The following is a 14,735-nucleotide window of genomic DNA, read 5'->3' as shown; positions in this document are numbered from 1 at the left end:
GCGGGCCATTGAGATGGATGGACATGGTTATATGCGGTAAACAAAAAAATTAGGGAGATGATCATTCGTGAGATTCGGTAAAATGCTGATTGTGGGAGTTAGTTTGGCTGTATTAGGTTTCGGAATCGCTAGCGTCAAAGCGCCTTCGGCTGCAGCTTCGGGAACCGAGTATTATGTATCGGCAAACGGGAGCGATTCGAATGCAGGTACGAGCAGCGCACCATGGAAGACCTTGCAGCATGCAGCTGATACCGCAGGACCCGGAAGTACGGTTTACGTTCGCGGCGGAGTGTATAACGAAAAACTCAAGATCACCAAATCGGGTTCCGCGGACCAAGGTCTGATTACATTCACCAGCTATAACTCGGAGCAGGCCGTGATCGATGGAACAGGGCTTACTGTAAGCGGAACCGAAGGCATCATCGACATCACGGACGCTAATTATGTTGCCATCCGAGGGTTTGAGGTTCGCAACTATACGACTACCAAAAGCAACGTAATGCCCGTCGGGATTTACGTACACGGCTCAGGCAGTTATATTACGCTGTCCAACAACAAAATCCATGATATTAAGAATACGTCAACCCCAACAGGAACCGATCTTCTCGGGCGGGATGCTCATGGCATTGCCGTGTATGGCACCAAAGCCCCGGAGTCCATCCATGACGTGACCATTGACGGCAACGAACTCTACAATCTGGTGCTGGGTTCCAGCGAATCGCTCGTGTTAAACGGTAATGTCGACACCTTTTCCGTGACGAACAACAAGATTCATGATAATGACAATATCGGGATCGATATTATCGGGTACGAGGGCAAATCACCGAATGCGGCCTATGATCAGGCAAGAAACGGGTTCGTAAGCGGCAATCAGGTCTACAATATTACTTCCAATAACAACCCGTCCTACGGGAAAAAGCTTCCGAACAACAGCAATGCGGCGGATGGCATTTATGTCGATGGGGGCAAAGACAGCATCATCGAGCGGAACTACAGCTACAATAATGACATCGGGGTTGAAATCGCTTCTGAGCATGCGGGGAAATCCACCAGTAACATAACAATCCGCAGCAATATGATCTATAATAACCGCTTAACCGGTATTGCCATGGGCGGTTATGATACAAAGCGCGGGTCGACAGTGGGTTGCCTTATCGTCAACAACACATTATACAAAAATGACACCCTGGGTGACGGCAGCGGACAGTTGTACGTTCAATATGATACCCAGAACAATGTTATTAAAAATAATATTTTCGTAGCCAGTTCTTCGAATGTACTGATCTATAACGAATATACGAAAAACTCGGGAAATGTGGTTGATTATAATCTGTATTTTGCCCCGGGTGGAAGCTCGAACGCCACCTGGACCTGGAAAAATAAAGAGTATACGGGTTTCTCCGCATACCAAAAAGGAACAAGCAACGACGCTCACTCCCTATTTGCGGATCCTTTGTTCTTGAACGCCGCCTCTAATGATTTCCACCTGAAGCCAGCATCGCCAGCCATGGATTCGGGATTAACGGATACCAGCATCATTGGATCACTGGATATCGACGGGCAAGCACGGGTTCAGGGAGCTGGCGTGAATATGGGCGCGTACGAATAGGCTCATTCTAAATGTGAATCAATACCTGATCATGCAGCTCCAATATTAACTTAAGTGCAAATGCACCCCTTATAAACATGGGAGCCCCTCTGGGGACCGATGAATGTAGGGGGTGTATTTTTGTGCAAACCATGGAAGTTATATGGAACACAGATGAAATGAATGCATAAACAACAAGCGAAGGAATGCACCGGAAGTAAATTATGAATGCCGGTGTACCCAGAATCCGGCCAGTAGCCGGTATGGAATATACAATCCAAGGTAAGCGCCTGTCATCAGAAACCAAGGGTTCAGGAGCACATCATGAACGTTTGTGGTAAACACGGTCTCGTGGGTTCTGTTCATGTAAACAACCGTGGTGACAATGGAGCCTGCAGTATAAAAAGAAAGCAGCGCAACCAAATGCAGCACATACCTGACCAGCTTGCTCCGAATAGACAAGGCTGTCATGATAAACGGAACAACAATGAAACCTGCGATCAGCAAAATCAGCATAGCCAGCACCTCCTCTAGTTCATTGTCGGCTCCGGCTTGCGAATTTAAACTTTTTGCTGATGTGAAAACGTATGAACTTCGGAAGTTTGAAGCGCGTTAAAGCCCGCCATGAAGGCGCAAGCCTATTTTTTAACCATGACGGCACCATTGCCCTGTAGCTTACATAATATGAGTTGACTGTATCCCTTTACCTTGTTATACCACATAAACCCGAGCAAGGAGGGGTGACACCATTGAAAGGGAACGATCATAAAAGCAAATTTTTGCTAACTCACCGTGAACGTGAAGTATTTGAGCTGCTTGTTCAGGATAAAACGACCCGCGATATCGCCGGGCAGTTATTTATCAGTGAGAAAACGGTGCGGAACCATATTTCCAACGTGATGCAGAAACTCAATGTCAAAGGCCGTTCTCAGGCCGTCGTCGAGCTGATCAAGCTCGGGGAATTAAAGATCTGATCGATGCCTTCAAGCGCCCTTGGCCTTCTGTACTGTGTCTTCCTTATTTATAAGGAGGGCATGGCGAGAAGGTTCTTTGCTTTGGGGGATTTTAAAACATAGGAAAGAGGTGACAGTAGCTGAGGCTGAATTACGGGCGAGTGTGAATAAGGGGGATTACTTTGAACCCAGCAAGACGCCGTTCAAAGATTACATTTCCGAATGGATTAAAATAGAAGAACTTTATCGCCCGAAACGTTGGAATTATATGAGAACAATCTGAGGCTCTATATAAACCCATCATTAGGACATATCCCAATATCAAAGCTTAACGCACAACATATAGAAGATTTTCTGACGGATATGGATGAGAAGGGGCAAGCCTGTCAAATGTTAACGCAGCTTTCCGAGCTTATTACAACTGCTCAGAGTCCATAGCAGATCATTCTAAGCTGATACTCAATGGCACCAAGGATAAACCTACGAGATACCACGGTGTTTTGAATGCCGATTATAAGACAGCTGCCTTGGAGATTCGGAAAGGCGGGTATGCGACAGATCCGAATTACACGCAGCTGCTGATCAATATCATCGAGCAGTACAAGCTTTATCAATATGATACAAAGGAAGGTGAGCAGTCAATGACAGCAGCAGAGCAGAGGGAATTTGAAGAACTGAAAAGCACTATCAAGCAGCAAGCCGAATGGATTAAATCCCAAAAGGAACTGACTGAAATGCCGTGTCCGTCTTGGGTGAAGGATGCTTCTAAATATTACAAACCGTATTAGCGGACGAAAAAGGCAGCTATGACTTTTGGCGGCAGCTTGTAATCAACTACCGGAAGGAAAACGGAATTAAGGTACAAAAATAAGCGAAGATCCTGCTGGCTTTTTGCTGGCAGTACTCTTTTTTGAGAACATTTTGTAAACAAAAACATAAAATGTAGAGGGTTAGCATTCTGCTCATTTGTTTAACCTCCTTCTGATGGCTCATCCTACAAACGTGGAATGAGCCTTTATCTATTTACCGCTTTGCCCATACACAATCCTGATTAATTCATAAGATACATTGTACTTTAAACTCAAGGAGGTAATATGGGATGAGTGGAGTTGTAGGAGGAGTTGGCGTAGGTTATGGTCATGGTTTGCATAACAATATGGGTGCAATCCTTGTGCTGTTCATTCTGCTGGTAATTATTTTGGCAGCATTTTGTTGGTAAACCCAATATCAGGGATGGTGAAGACCCTGCTGGCTACGTGAACTGACCCCAAAAATTTAGACACGTGGAGACCTAGGCTGCTATAGAGGACTGGAGGCGGTATTCTACCGGCGAGAGTCCTCTTAGCTTTTGTTTAGTCCTTCGGTGGTTGTAATAGTGCATATACTGATGTAATTCTTGGATGAACTCTTCAAGTGAATCAAATTCTTGAATATACAAAAGCTCAGTTTTCAAGATACCAAAGAAATTCTCTATTACTGAGTTATCCAGGCAGTTTCCTTTACGTGACATACTCTGTGTGATTCCTCTCTCTGAGAGCATATGTTGGTAGTGTTTATGCTGGTATTGCCATCCTTGATCAGAGTGCACAATAAGTTTGTGTTGCTCAGGAAGCTTCTTAAATGAATCTTGAAGCATCTCAGTGACCATAGAGAAGGTGGGCCTACTGGATATGGTGTAGGTGACAATTTCACGGTTATACAGATCCATAATCGGCGACAGATATATCTTTTGCCCAAACAGGTGGAATTCAGTCACATCGGTAACCCACTTTTCATTTGGTGCTACTGCATTAAAATCCCTTTTCAGGACATTCGGAGCTGCTTTCCCTTGGTCACCTTTATAAGAACGATATTTCTTCCTACGAACCATACACCGAAGCCCTAGCTCTTTCATTAGGCGCTGGACTGTCTTGTGGTTGATTTGAGATGTTTTACGAATCTCCCTAGTCATCGTACGGTATCCTGCCCGACACTTTAATTCGTCGTTAAATAAACGCCGCATCTCTGTCTTCACATCGGCGTACTTATCCGGATTACTCCATTTCTTTACATGATAATAGTAAGTGCTACGAGGAATGTCTGCAATTTTGACAAGCTCTTTTACGTTAAATTCATGCCTTAGCTCGTATATCACATGAGCTTTGTCGTCGTTCGTAATTAGTCCTTTTCCTGAACTAAGGCATTCAATTTTTTTAAGTATGCAACCTCCATACGAAGGCGTTGGTTTTCCTTAATCAGCTCGTCTACATTGCTTGTATTTTCCTCTAATCCTTCCAGTGGCTCTTTACTAGCAACACGTCCTCGGCGCTCTATATAAAGGCCTCCCGGCCCCTCACTTTGATATAGCCGTTCCCATTTTCGTATTGATCTGTCCGGTACATCATGCTTCTTTGCTGCGCCTTTATAACTCAAACGGTTCTTATGCATGTCTTCTAATATGTACTGCTTTTGTTCTCCTGTAAAAGTCCTGTATGTTTGCTTAGTTAATAGTCCTGCAGCTCCATGCTTGGAGTAGGCTGCTACCCATTCATTAACAGTGACATGGCTCATTCCATATTTCCGCGCTGCTTCGTTCTCAGAAAGCCCGCCCTCAAGGACATCTATGGCAACTTTTATTCGTATCTCTTCGCTGTATTTGACCATAATGTAAAAATCCGCACCCCTTCTTCTTAGACGATTATATCATGTGTCCAAGATATGGGGTGCGGTTCAACGTGCTGGCAGGGTCTTTATTTTATTGTTGACCCCCAAATGTTTCCACAACACACTGTTTCAGTACATACATATTTAAGGGGGGGATTATGAATAAGTCGATCTATAAAAAGTGGTGGTTTTGGGGTAATAGTTGTATTCATTATTGGTGTAATTGCTATTGCGGTGGGGCAAAATGTTTGTATTTCAGGAGTCTACTATAGGCGTAGTCAATATGAGTTCAGAGTACATATCAAACAATAAACTTCGTATAAAACTGGACTGTGCTGAAGCCCTGACTTGGTCCAGTTTCTCATTTTGGCTTCTTATACCCCAGCTCCTGGTTCGATTCTCTTCTGAGTCTTCTTGCATTACTACGTATACTTATGCTAAAGAGAACGTAAGAAACCAAAGTCATAGTAGACCTCTTGTTGTTTGATAAAGTGATTAACTATTGTGATGCAGAAACTTAATGTCAAAGGCCGTTCTCAGGCCGTCGTCGAGCTGATCAAGCTCTGGGAATTAAAGATCTGATCGATGCCTTCAAGCGCCTTTGGCTTCTGTACTGTGTCTTCCTTATTTATAAGGAGGGCATGGCGAGAAGGTTCTTTGCTTTGGGGGATTTTAAACATAATAAAGAATATCCGGCTTCCCGTTTAAATAACGAAACCGGATAGATGATATTATCCTCTTGGCGGGAACGGGTCATTCCCATAACTATTGGACTCTGATATTATCCCGTCCTTGTTATGAATAACATGTTCTGTCTTATCTTTCATTGCTTGTTGCCTTCCAAGCTTTTGGGCATCAGCTTTTGTTTCACCATGACTCATAACTTTTCCATCTTGTTGGTTGTCCCAACCACCTTCAGGATTTGGAACAGTATGAACAGATGGCTTTTTGTTATTAGGCATAGTCGCACCTCCTTACATTGTCGACATTACTTCTTCTATTGTTGAATCCCTTATGTATCTATAAACAGAAGGAGTGGAAGTGAATGCGATTTGAAGGATTGAGCGGCTAGTAAACATACCAAATCATAAATTTTCCCTCCTGCATAATCCAACAAGGCGGTTTGATTTAAGATAAAGGAATTCGAGCATAGCCAATGGAATATTCTTCTTGATAAGAATGGACGAAAGAGAGAGGGAGGTGCTAATCGTTCATGAAGCAGAGGATAACCATTGATGATCTGAATGAACTGTCTACCGAGCAAAAAGAGAGGTTGCGTAAATGGTGGATGGTGAGGAATCCCGGATTATCTGATCTCTACGTGGTTAAGGTAAAGTATGATGATCTCACTTGCTATGAGGGCCCTTTCGTGAATTCTGGTCACAGAGACTTTAACGAGGACTATCATAAAGGCGAAGCGCTGCCGCTTCTTTCCATCGGACAAATGATTGAGATGGTTCAGGGAAACCTGGAGAGTGGCTTACTGATTGAATATAATAATGACAAGGTGAGTAATTATTTTCATTGGAAAATCCCAAAGTGTATTTTACCGGATAGCCTGCCAAGTAATGACATAGCAAATCTTGAATTATGTGATTTACTCTGGCTTGCGACAAAGACCGTATTAGCCTTCGCATAAATTCCAAATTTCAAGGTCACTCATTCGAGTGGCTTTTTGTTTTGAGGAAAGAGTGAAGATCGGGAAGCTGAGCCGATGAGTAATCAAGATGAATTAAAAGCAAACCATACGATCAAATATATCAACCCATAGACACCTATTAATCCAAATACACAAATAGACACTATCAAGAGCACAAGTTTTTTACCACTCATGGATGCACCTCCAAATAGAATATAGCACGTAATTTGAGTGTGCAACCAAACTATATTTTTGCAATCCTGATCCGTAACGATTTAGTTTGCATCTTCATGATGAAACTTCGAAACAAGCATTGAGCCAGGGCTAACTGCTATGGTCATTGTTTCTAAACCAAAAGGATGGTTATGGGCTCCAACAAAAGTTTTGACCTGCACAGTGACATTAAACGTGTATTCGCCTTCATGAACTCGCTCAATTCTCAGAATCTTCGCATCATACATCCCATATAACCGTGGATACCCATAATACCCGCTGATCGCGTTTGAGATCGCCGGACTAAGTGAAGTTAGGAGAACATCGTTACAAATTTTATTATTTGGTTCTGCAGATGCAATGGGCGAAAGTAAAAGAAAACCCAATATCACTATTATCGTAATCTTTTTCATTCGTTGATCAATCCTTTTTATAACATTATTCCCTTTGGATTTAATTTTTAGCAATGATCGTACCGCAACACGGTGTCGTATAAATCATCATCAATAAGGATAGAGGCAATAAGCAATAGACACATAAGACGCAACAAATGCTATTCGTTTTTCTTCTGTATCTGCTTCTCAATATAAATCCAAACATAGTATGTAATCCAAAATGCAAACGTGGCTAAAAATGCAAAATACCTTTTATCGTTTGGAAGAGTGAAAGCCAAGATGATCGTTAGAATGAGGAACGGCGGTAAAAGGGTTAAGTATTTCTTTTTATGCAATAGGACGATCTCCTTATTATTAATTTGTTTTAAATACATTATCACTTTTAACAAATTTTTAGGATATTTCCTCACAGCTGAGCAACAACAGAAATTTGAAATGAGAATTAACTTTAATATTTGTTGTGTTAATATTCATGATAAGGTGCGAGTTGAGCTCGCCTAAAAGGAGTTGAAATATACGATGAAACAAAACAAATATGATGATGTGAATTTCTTTTCTGCTTATGAAAAAATGCCAAGGTCAGTCCAAGGACTCGAGGCTGCAGGAGAATGGTACGTACTAAAAACATTAATTCCAAATCTACAGAATAAGAATGTACTCGATTTGGGCTGCGGTTTCGGTTGGCATTGCCGGTATGCTCGTGAGCAACAGGCTAGTTCGGTGGTTGGCGTGGATATTTCCGAAAAAATGCTTCAAAAGGCTCGGGAAATGACGAATGATCCTTTGATTTCGTATATAAAAATGCCAATTGAAGAGATCCACTTTTCTAACGCTCCATTTGATGTGGTTATCAGTTCATTAGCTATTCACTATATCGAGTCATTCGAGTTGATTTGCAAAAAGGTCTATGACTGTCTAGCGGCAGGTGGTACATTTGTTTTTTCAGTGGAACATCCGATTTTCACTTCGCGCAGCGAACAAGATTGGTATTACGATGACCAAGGGAATACGCTGCATTGGCCAGTGGACAACTATGCATCGGAAGGCGTGCGTGAAACAACGTTCTTAACGGAAAACGTTATAAAATATCATCGTACCATATCAACTTATATTAATGACTTAATCCATGCTGGTTTCAGCATCCAGGCAGTCAAGGAATCTACGCCTTCGGATGAAATGTTAAAAAATATACCCGGGATGATGGACGAAACTCGAAGACCTATGTTTTTAATGATCTCAGCGGAAAAGAAATAAATAGAATGAATTAAAGAAAGGACATACTTCAGCGGAGGAGGCGGAATCATTCTGAAGAAGCGAAGTGGTCGTAAGAATGATCCGCATCCGTAGCGATGCAATTGCCTATAATTCTTTAATAAAATAACTTGAATATCCCGACTAATATAAGAAATGCTCCCATGACAACAATCAATATACCACCGATCTCTGCCAAAACCAGGTATGCCTCGCTTGGTTCAGATTCACCTTCTACCTTCCAACCTTCATTAGCTCTCCAACCCCAGGCGGGCTTGCGGATCTGAATCACGCCAAGCGCAAGTATGATAATGCCAAACAAAATCAAAACGACTGACATCGAACCATCTCCTTAAAGATAAAACGTTTCTAATAACAAATAGTTACCTTTTGGAGAAACAAAAGGTATCGTCCTTTATGCTGAAAAATGCTACGGAATAAACTTCCTGAAAATATTTTTAATATCCCGTGAACGAATCAAGGAACCTAAACGTATTATGGGTGATTGCATGGGTCGCGTACGGACGTAAGCAATCATCGCTGCAGCGAAACGAATGAAAAAATGAAAGGAGCGAGTGGCAGCAGTTGGACGAACAAAAGCAAATCAAACGCGCTCAGCGCGGAGATAGTCAGGCGATGGCGCAGCTGCTGCAATCCCACTACTCCTTTTTAATGAAATATTTGATCAAAATGACAATGAACCCGGCACTGGCGGAGGATATAGCGCAGGAGACCATGCTGAGGTGTATCGAGAAAATTAAGTTATATAACGGAAAATCCAAATTCTCCTCCTGGCTCATCACACTGGCGACTCGAATCTATATCGACCAGATGCGCCGGAAGCAAGTCGAGAAACAATGGAAGGACCAGGAGCAAGCTCTCCGCCAGACCGAATGGCAGCTGAAGCACCAGTTGGAAGCTTGGACGGATGCAGTACAAGCTCTGTCCCGACTAAGTTACGAGTGGCGTCTTCCGATTCTGCTCAAGCACTATTACGGCTACACTCAAGATGAAATTGCCGAAATCATGGACATTCCGCCGGGAACGGTGAAATCGAGAATATATCACGGACTGCAGCAGTTACGAAAGGAGCTGACGACTGATGAAAAGGAATAAACGGGAGCATGGGATCATGAACCCGAAGAAACCGGACCTGCCACCGCAGGCAATAAACATGGACGAAAAAGGATCTGCGGAGGATGAGGCTCTGATCGCACAACTGCTGCATGGGTTCGACCAGATGGATCTGACCATCCGGGACCCTGAGCCGCCGACGCTGCTTGAATTGGAGCAGCTCGTGAACGGTCACAGGCAAAAGCTTCGCAAACAGGCCGCTCTGGAGTGGGCGTTGTTCCTGATCATTGCACTTGTGATTATCGGCGGCAATTTGCTTTTGGCATCGAGCAGCTTCGTAATCTTCGTAGTGATTCAGGGGATTGTGTTCGTAGGGGTCATCGCCATTGCCTTGCGTACCCTGCAAAAATCACGAAAAAAGGTGAAGTCGGGTCATGCATAGTTCACATTCTGATTCACTGCCTATCTGGGCCATTGTTCTGGTAATAGCCATTTTGCTGACTCAAAGTCTGTGGCTGTTCACACATGCCCGCCGCCATACGAAGTATTACTGGTTCTGGGGAATCATCGGGCTGATCCAATGCCCTTCACCACTTATCGCTTATTGGTTCGTTTATATATACTGGCCGCGGAGAAAAGAACGACAAAAAAATCGGTAATAACAATTTTTATAACGCGAAGGGGGAAGCCACGTGAATACGGATATTCCATGGAATCTGCTTGCGCCTCTGATTTTCATCCAGCTGATTTTGTCTGTGGTGGGACTTATTTCATTATATAAAGCCGAATCGACCCGGGGGCCTAAATGGTTATGGGTCATCATCATACTGTGCGGAAGTCTACTGGGCTCAGTTGCTTACTTTGTTGTGGGAAGGAAGGATGTCTCATGACTCCGCTGCTTCAGGTTGAAGGATTAACCAAGCGCTTCAAGGAGCGTACAGTAGTAAACGGGATCTCATTTTCGGTTGCCGAAGGAAGCTGCGCAGCCCTTCTCGGGCCAAACGGAGCAGGAAAAACGACAACGATCAGTATGCTTGCGGGCCTGCTTCAGCCGACGAAAGGATCCATTCAATTGCTGCACGGTGGAAGACCGGTTCAGGACCACCGGCCATACATCGGATATTTGCCGCAGATGCCGGTTTTTTATCCATGGATGAGCGGCAAAGAATTTTTAAGCTATACCGGAGAACTTGCCGGGCTTACGACCCGCGAGGCGGCGCTTAAGACCGGTGAGTGGCTGGAAGCCGTGGGACTGGGGAATGAGGGGAAACGGAAAATAGGGGGCTACTCCGGCGGGATGAAACAGAGGCTGGGACTGGCACAGGCCTTGATCCACCGCCCCAAACTGCTCATTCTGGATGAACCGGTCTCTGCGCTGGACCCTGCCGGGCGAAAAGACGTACTCAGCCTGCTGCGGCGCATCCGCCGCGAAACGACAGTCCTGTTCTCGACCCATGTCCTGCATGATGCCGAGGAGATTTGCGACGAAATTCTCATGATTAAAGCCGGAGAAATCGCATTGCAAGGCAGTCTGGAACATATCCGCAAAGAGTACAGCGAGCCTGTGATCCGCTTGGAAGTCGGTGGAGAGAAGGCTTCCGGGGAATGGCTGGCATCGGTCGGCAGCAAGGCCTTTGTACTGCAGGCGGAGATTGCCGGAACCCGGGCGGAGCTTACGGTAGCGGATGTGGAGCAAGCATCGCAAGATCTGATGAAGGACGCGGTAGCTCATCACGTATTTTTCCGGAAATTCGAATCGGGCCAAAGCACGCTGGAGGATTTATTTATGAAGGTGGTGCAGGCATGAGACAGTTCGGATTGTTTTTTCGCAAAGAAATGCTGGAGATGGGGCGCAGCTATAAATGGCTCTGGGTGCCACTGGTCTTTCTGATGCTGGGGGTAATGCAGCCGATCGTAACCCGCTTCATGCCGGAAATCCTGAAGTCGGCGGGAAACATGCCCAAAGGCATGACGATTACAATGGAGCCGCCTTCTGGTGCGGAGGTAATGGCGCAGACGCTTGGCCAGTACAATTCGGTCGGATTGCTCATCTTGGTGCTGTCATTGATGACGATGATTTCAGGTGAACGCCAAAGCGGCGTTTCGCAGATGATATTTTCTAAACCGGTCTCGTTCGTATCATATACCGCTGCCAAATGGATGAGCATGTTTTCCTTAATCACCGTTTCCTTCGTGCTCGGATACGCTGGGGCCTGGTATTATACTGTGCAGATGATCGGATCGGTCGATACCGGCGCAGCTTTGACAGCGGGGGGATTTTATCTGCTGTGGATGTGGTTTGGTGGATCATTGACTCTGCTTGCCAGTTCGCTTTTGAACCCTGCAGCGGGTATTGCCTTTGTCAGTTTAGGGATGGCACTTATGCTAACGATGGCTTCCGGATGGTTTCCGCGGTACCTGGCTTGGAGTCCCGGTTCGCTGCCGCAAATATACGTAAATGGGCTCCTTGAAGGACAGGGAATGACGGAAGCAGCTGGCGCGCTCATCATCAGCATGCTATGCATACTGGCTTGTTTCGCAGCTGCCACCTATAGGGTCAAACTAGTTAAATCCAAAATATAGAAAAAAACCTATGCAGGCATGATATAATATGTAATAATATGGATATAAAAGAACCCTGACTTTTACCAAAGCCAGGGTTCTTTGTTTCTAGCCGAGTATTTTCAGCATGGCATTGATCATGCCAGAATGCGAGCTTTCATGGCTGATGTTCATAATTAATATTTCGCCGACGGTCTCCGCCTTGGCAAAATTCTCCTTCACGGCCAAGGGTTCATGAAGCTTGCCAGCGAAAGTATCTTCAATCAGCTTACACTGCTGGGTCAGCTCCTGAATCAGCACATCCCAAGCCGGAGGCTCCCCTGTCCAGTCTGCAGGTTTGGTGCCGGAAGCAAAAAATGTTTTGTAGTTTTCCGGAATGACGGATTCTTTCCCCGCAAACTGGAACACGATGATATTCGTTATCGTCAGCAGATGCCCGAGCTGCCAGTGAATGCTGTTGCTGAATCCCTCAGGAATCACATTACGTTTTTCCTCAGGAAGATTTTCGACCTTTTGGATGATGCTGCTTCGTGTACGCAGCATGAGTCCGAATACATAAGAGTCTCTCATAATATTTCCTCCTTACAATATGTAATCTTCATTCAATTTTACAGTATGGCAGCAGAAGGAGCAAATCCGCCTTCATTATATGAAGCGCACTTCATTTTATCTTATCTGAAAGGAATGATGATATAGTTGTGGATAAGAAGCATAACACTTACATGTTGTTGTTTTACGGATTATTGATCATTGTCGTGATTTATTTGCTGAATATGAATGCTCAGTCGCCAATGAAGATGCAAACAGGAACCTACATTACCGGAGGCAGTCTGGATGTTCGCACCAGCGGAACCAATATGCAGAGCTTTCCCGGTCAAATGGATGTGAAAACTGACCTGAACGGAGGGGGCGTCTATCTTGGCGGCAGTCGTTTCGCCGTCATTGACAGCAACATGAACTCTGACACTTACGGCATGATCCTGATCTATGAATACGACGAAAAGACCCAGAAGCTGAATTATCTAACCACCGATAATTATGTCGCCCGCATGCATCAAAAAACGGAATAAGGGTTAAAAAAATAGGATAGGCAAAAAATAGACCATGCAGTTTACGCCGCCATGGCAGTGAGGAGGTATGAATCGATGTTTAAAGTAGTGCTGGTAAGACATGGCGAAAGCATATGGAATCAGGAAAACCGTTTTACAGGCTGGACAGATGTCGATTTAACGGAAAAAGGTGTCCGAGAAGCAATTAAAGCAGGGGAACTGCTTAAAAAGGTGCCGTACGAGATTGATATTGCGTTTACGTCGGTCCTGAAAAGGGCAATCAAGACGCTGAACTATATACTCGACGTCAATGATCTTCTCTGGATTCCCATTCATAAAAGCTGGAAGCTGAATGAGCGCCACTACGGCGCGCTTCAAGGGCTGAATAAGCAGGAAACGGCCGAAAAATATGGGGCTGAACAGGTTCAGTTATGGCGCAGAAGCTATGATGTACCGCCATTGCAAATTACTGCCGAGGATGACCGGTATCCGCAAAAGGACAAACGATACGGCCGGTTGACCGAGCAGGAGATTCCGCTGGGTGAAAGCCTCAAGGACACCATCGCAAGGGTCGTTCCATATTGGGAGGCGGAGATTGTACCCCAGATCAAGGCAGGCAAAAAGGTGCTGGTTGTAGCGCATGGCAACAGCCTCCGCGCACTGATGAAGGTGCTTGAGAATATCAGCGATGAAGATATTCTGGATTTGAACATTCCGACCGCCGTCCCGATTCTGTATGAGCTGGACGAGAACCTGAAGCCGCTGAACCGCCATTTTCTTGGGGACGAGGAACGGGTGCAGGAAAAGATCGATGTGGTTGCCAACCCGTCGAAAATTATGGAGTAACTAACATTCATGGAGGAGTTCCTTTGCGCGAGGTGACTCCTCCTGTGTTTTTGTGGTAGGGTATATAATACCAGTACTGCTGAAACACCAACTCAGGAAAGAAGGGAACAGCTTTGCCTTTTGTCAGATTTACAGGATTTGAAAAAAACGTGGTGGAAACTGTCGCACCCGCGATTGTTGAGGATATGGCAGCCATCGCCAACATTCCGCAGGAAATCGTAAAAATTGAGCTCTTGCATGTGGAAAAAATCACAAACAGTCCGCAGTCCGTTGAGATTTTCATGTTTCCGAGAGAGCAGGAGAAGCATGACGCCATTGCTAAAATGATAAACGGACACCTGCAGAGCCAGGGTTTTACTCGAACTCATATTTTTTATATTCTGCTGCAGCCATCGCTTTACTATAAAGAGGGATTGCCTCTGAACGAGATTCCGAGAAAAACGATCCATGAGGCCTGATCAGATATTTGTAAATAAATCTCTGTAAAGGAATTGGAATATTAGTGAATTACCGCTATAATCG

At 44.7% G+C, this 14,735-nt stretch carries 21 protein-coding genes and 2 pseudogenes; 17 read left to right on the top strand and 6 right to left on the bottom strand.

Annotation, left to right across the window (positions count from 1 at the left end; genetic code table 11):
• The first annotated feature begins 82 nt into the window (after positions 1-82).
• A complete protein-coding gene (locus tag E6W40_RS25070; RefSeq protein WP_211147098.1) occupies positions 83-1,609 on the top strand; it encodes a right-handed parallel beta-helix repeat-containing protein in 1,527 nt (508 codons plus the stop codon).
• 201 nt (positions 1,610-1,810) lie between these two features.
• Here the strand turns inward: E6W40_RS25070 and E6W40_RS25065 are convergent, their stop codons facing one another.
• Positions 1,811-2,104: a transposase gene (locus E6W40_RS25065; protein ID WP_136608356.1), complete on the bottom strand. Its 294-nt coding sequence runs from the start codon at positions 2,102-2,104 to the stop codon at positions 1,811-1,813.
• Positions 2,105-2,337: 233 nt separating this feature from the next.
• On the opposite strand from E6W40_RS25065, the gene E6W40_RS25060 reads away from it, so the two are divergent.
• The 4 genes and pseudogenes from E6W40_RS25060 (at position 2,338) to E6W40_RS29840 (ending at position 3,760) form a co-directional block, all read left to right on the top strand.
• The gene (locus tag E6W40_RS25060) at positions 2,338-2,562 is read left to right on the top strand and encodes a helix-turn-helix domain-containing protein (RefSeq protein ID WP_036649309.1); all 225 of its coding nucleotides are present in this window, start codon (positions 2,338-2,340) and stop codon (positions 2,560-2,562) included.
• Between the two features lie 228 nt (positions 2,563-2,790).
• A pseudogene (locus tag E6W40_RS30575) lies at positions 2,791-2,979 on the top strand (tyrosine-type recombinase/integrase); the annotation flags it as partial.
• A complete protein-coding gene (locus E6W40_RS30570; RefSeq protein ID WP_136608354.1) occupies positions 2,925-3,329 on the top strand; it encodes a glucosaminidase domain-containing protein in 405 nt (134 codons plus the stop codon). The pseudogene E6W40_RS30575 and the gene E6W40_RS30570, both read left to right, overlap by 55 nt.
• Before the next feature lie 311 nt (positions 3,330-3,640).
• Positions 3,641-3,760 (top strand): YjcZ family sporulation protein, encoded by a 120-nt coding sequence (locus E6W40_RS29840; RefSeq protein ID WP_211147086.1) that lies wholly within the window; start codon positions 3,641-3,643, stop codon positions 3,758-3,760.
• Between the two features lie 72 nt (positions 3,761-3,832).
• Here E6W40_RS29840 and E6W40_RS30565 read toward each other — a convergent pair.
• Positions 3,833-5,184, bottom strand: a protein-coding gene (locus E6W40_RS30565) for an IS3 family transposase (RefSeq protein WP_425464922.1) whose coding sequence is annotated in 2 segments (ribosomal slippage) — positions 3,833-4,728 and positions 4,728-5,184 — 1,353 coding nt in all. Because the reading frame shifts where the segments join, the coding sequence is not laid out codon by codon here.
• A 504-nt stretch (positions 5,185-5,688) separates the two neighbouring features.
• Between E6W40_RS30565 and E6W40_RS30560 the strand changes: the two are divergent.
• Positions 5,689-5,766 (top strand): annotated as a pseudogene (locus tag E6W40_RS30560) (helix-turn-helix domain-containing protein); the annotation flags it as partial.
• A gap of 149 nt (positions 5,767-5,915) precedes the next feature.
• On the opposite strand, the gene E6W40_RS25030 reads toward E6W40_RS30560, so the two are convergent.
• A complete protein-coding gene (locus tag E6W40_RS25030) occupies positions 5,916-6,146 on the bottom strand; it encodes a DUF2188 domain-containing protein (protein ID WP_136608353.1) in 231 nt (76 codons plus the stop codon).
• 251 nt (positions 6,147-6,397) lie between these two features.
• Between E6W40_RS25030 and E6W40_RS25025 the strand changes: the two genes are divergently transcribed.
• Complete coding sequence (locus tag E6W40_RS25025) at positions 6,398-6,823, top strand: hypothetical protein (RefSeq protein ID WP_136608352.1); 426 nt, start codon at positions 6,398-6,400, stop codon at positions 6,821-6,823.
• 275 nt (positions 6,824-7,098) lie between these two features.
• Here E6W40_RS25025 and E6W40_RS25020 read toward each other — a convergent pair whose 3' ends face one another.
• The gene (locus tag E6W40_RS25020) at positions 7,099-7,449 is read right to left on the bottom strand and encodes a DUF3888 domain-containing protein (protein ID WP_136608351.1); all 351 of its coding nucleotides are present in this window, start codon (positions 7,447-7,449) and stop codon (positions 7,099-7,101) included.
• 501 nt (positions 7,450-7,950) lie between these two features.
• Between E6W40_RS25020 and E6W40_RS25015 the strand changes: the two genes are divergently transcribed.
• Positions 7,951-8,685, top strand: a complete 735-nt coding sequence (locus tag E6W40_RS25015; protein ID WP_136608350.1) for a class I SAM-dependent methyltransferase — start codon at positions 7,951-7,953, stop codon at positions 8,683-8,685.
• Positions 8,686-8,800: 115 nt separating this feature from the next.
• On the opposite strand, the gene E6W40_RS25010 is transcribed toward E6W40_RS25015, so the two are convergent.
• The gene (locus tag E6W40_RS25010; RefSeq protein WP_136608349.1) at positions 8,801-9,022 is read right to left on the bottom strand and encodes a DUF6199 family natural product biosynthesis protein; all 222 of its coding nucleotides are present in this window, start codon (positions 9,020-9,022) and stop codon (positions 8,801-8,803) included.
• Between the two features lie 245 nt (positions 9,023-9,267).
• Here E6W40_RS25010 and sigY point away from each other — a divergent pair, with 245 nt between their 5' ends.
• The 6 genes from sigY to E6W40_RS24980 are packed head-to-tail and all read left to right on the top strand — an operon-like array spanning position 9,268 to position 12,339.
• Complete coding sequence (gene sigY, locus E6W40_RS25005; RefSeq protein WP_136608348.1) at positions 9,268-9,798, top strand: RNA polymerase sigma factor SigY; 531 nt, start codon at positions 9,268-9,270, stop codon at positions 9,796-9,798.
• Positions 9,785-10,198, top strand: coding sequence for a YxlC family protein (locus E6W40_RS25000; RefSeq protein ID WP_136608347.1), 414 nt, complete (start codon positions 9,785-9,787; stop codon positions 10,196-10,198). The genes sigY and E6W40_RS25000 overlap by 14 nt, the downstream gene beginning before the upstream one ends.
• On the top strand, positions 10,191-10,415 hold the full coding sequence (locus E6W40_RS24995) for a transcriptional regulator (protein ID WP_136608346.1): 225 nt from the start codon (positions 10,191-10,193) through the stop codon (positions 10,413-10,415). Before E6W40_RS25000 ends, E6W40_RS24995 begins: the two co-directional genes overlap by 8 nt.
• A 33-nt stretch (positions 10,416-10,448) precedes the next feature.
• Positions 10,449-10,646: a PLD nuclease N-terminal domain-containing protein gene (locus E6W40_RS24990; RefSeq protein ID WP_136608345.1), complete on the top strand. Its 198-nt coding sequence runs from the start codon at positions 10,449-10,451 to the stop codon at positions 10,644-10,646.
• The gene (locus tag E6W40_RS24985) at positions 10,643-11,563 is read left to right on the top strand and encodes an ABC transporter ATP-binding protein (RefSeq protein WP_136608344.1); all 921 of its coding nucleotides are present in this window, start codon (positions 10,643-10,645) and stop codon (positions 11,561-11,563) included. Before E6W40_RS24990 ends, E6W40_RS24985 begins: the two co-directional genes overlap by 4 nt.
• Positions 11,560-12,339 carry an ABC transporter permease gene (locus E6W40_RS24980; RefSeq protein ID WP_136608343.1) on the top strand — a complete coding sequence of 260 codons (780 nt, stop codon included), beginning with the start codon at positions 11,560-11,562 and terminating at the stop codon, positions 12,337-12,339. Before E6W40_RS24985 ends, E6W40_RS24980 begins: the two co-directional genes overlap by 4 nt.
• 87 nt (positions 12,340-12,426) lie before the next feature.
• Here E6W40_RS24980 and E6W40_RS24975 read toward each other — a convergent pair whose 3' ends face one another.
• Entirely contained in the window at positions 12,427-12,888 is a 462-nt protein-coding gene (locus E6W40_RS24975; protein ID WP_136608342.1) for a DinB family protein, read from the bottom strand.
• Positions 12,889-13,016: 128 nt separating this feature from the next.
• On the opposite strand from E6W40_RS24975, the gene E6W40_RS24970 reads away from it, so the two are divergent.
• From E6W40_RS24970 to E6W40_RS24960, 3 genes are all read left to right on the top strand, one after another.
• Entirely contained in the window at positions 13,017-13,388 is a 372-nt protein-coding gene (locus tag E6W40_RS24970) for a hypothetical protein (protein WP_136608341.1), read from the top strand.
• 75 nt (positions 13,389-13,463) lie between these two features.
• Entirely contained in the window at positions 13,464-14,213 is a 750-nt protein-coding gene (gpmA, locus tag E6W40_RS24965) for a 2,3-diphosphoglycerate-dependent phosphoglycerate mutase (RefSeq protein WP_136608340.1), read from the top strand.
• A 113-nt stretch (positions 14,214-14,326) separates the two neighbouring features.
• Entirely contained in the window at positions 14,327-14,671 is a 345-nt protein-coding gene (locus E6W40_RS24960) for a DUF1904 family protein (RefSeq protein ID WP_136608339.1), read from the top strand.
• Positions 14,672-14,735: the final 64 nt, after the last annotated feature.

Source organism: Paenibacillus dokdonensis, assembly GCF_004916975.1.
GTDB classification, from domain to species: domain Bacteria; phylum Bacillota; class Bacilli; order Paenibacillales; family Paenibacillaceae; genus Paenibacillus_AQ; species Paenibacillus_AQ dokdonensis.
The sequence above is the reverse complement of the archived record's forward strand: the minus strand, read 5'-3'. Positions and strand labels throughout refer to the sequence as shown.

Bases quoted from the DNA above. Each gene is read 5' to 3' on its own strand.
- E6W40_RS25070 (WP_211147098.1), top strand. From the start codon at position 83: ATGCTGATTGTGGGAGTTAGTTTGGCTGTATTAGGTTTCGGAATCGCT.
- E6W40_RS25065 (WP_136608356.1), bottom strand. From the start codon at position 2,104: ATGCTGATTTTGCTGATCGCAGGTTTCATTGTTGTTCCGTTTATCATG.
- E6W40_RS29840 (WP_211147086.1), top strand. From the start codon at position 3,641: ATGAGTGGAGTTGTAGGAGGAGTTGGCGTAGGTTATGGTCATGGTTTG.
- E6W40_RS25030 (WP_136608353.1), bottom strand. From the start codon at position 6,146: ATGCCTAATAACAAAAAGCCATCTGTTCATACTGTTCCAAATCCTGAA.
- E6W40_RS25025 (WP_136608352.1), top strand. From the start codon at position 6,398: ATGAAGCAGAGGATAACCATTGATGATCTGAATGAACTGTCTACCGAG.
- E6W40_RS25020 (WP_136608351.1), bottom strand. From the start codon at position 7,449: ATGAAAAAGATTACGATAATAGTGATATTGGGTTTTCTTTTACTTTCG.
- E6W40_RS25015 (WP_136608350.1), top strand. From the start codon at position 7,951: ATGAAACAAAACAAATATGATGATGTGAATTTCTTTTCTGCTTATGAA.
- E6W40_RS25010 (WP_136608349.1), bottom strand. From the start codon at position 9,022: ATGTCAGTCGTTTTGATTTTGTTTGGCATTATCATACTTGCGCTTGGC.
- E6W40_RS25000 (WP_136608347.1), top strand. From the start codon at position 9,785: ATGAAAAGGAATAAACGGGAGCATGGGATCATGAACCCGAAGAAACCG.
- E6W40_RS24995 (WP_136608346.1), top strand. From the start codon at position 10,191: ATGCATAGTTCACATTCTGATTCACTGCCTATCTGGGCCATTGTTCTG.
- E6W40_RS24985 (WP_136608344.1), top strand. From the start codon at position 10,643: ATGACTCCGCTGCTTCAGGTTGAAGGATTAACCAAGCGCTTCAAGGAG.
- E6W40_RS24980 (WP_136608343.1), top strand. From the start codon at position 11,560: ATGAGACAGTTCGGATTGTTTTTTCGCAAAGAAATGCTGGAGATGGGG.
- E6W40_RS24975 (WP_136608342.1), bottom strand. From the start codon at position 12,888: ATGAGAGACTCTTATGTATTCGGACTCATGCTGCGTACACGAAGCAGC.
- gpmA (WP_136608340.1), top strand. From the start codon at position 13,464: ATGTTTAAAGTAGTGCTGGTAAGACATGGCGAAAGCATATGGAATCAG.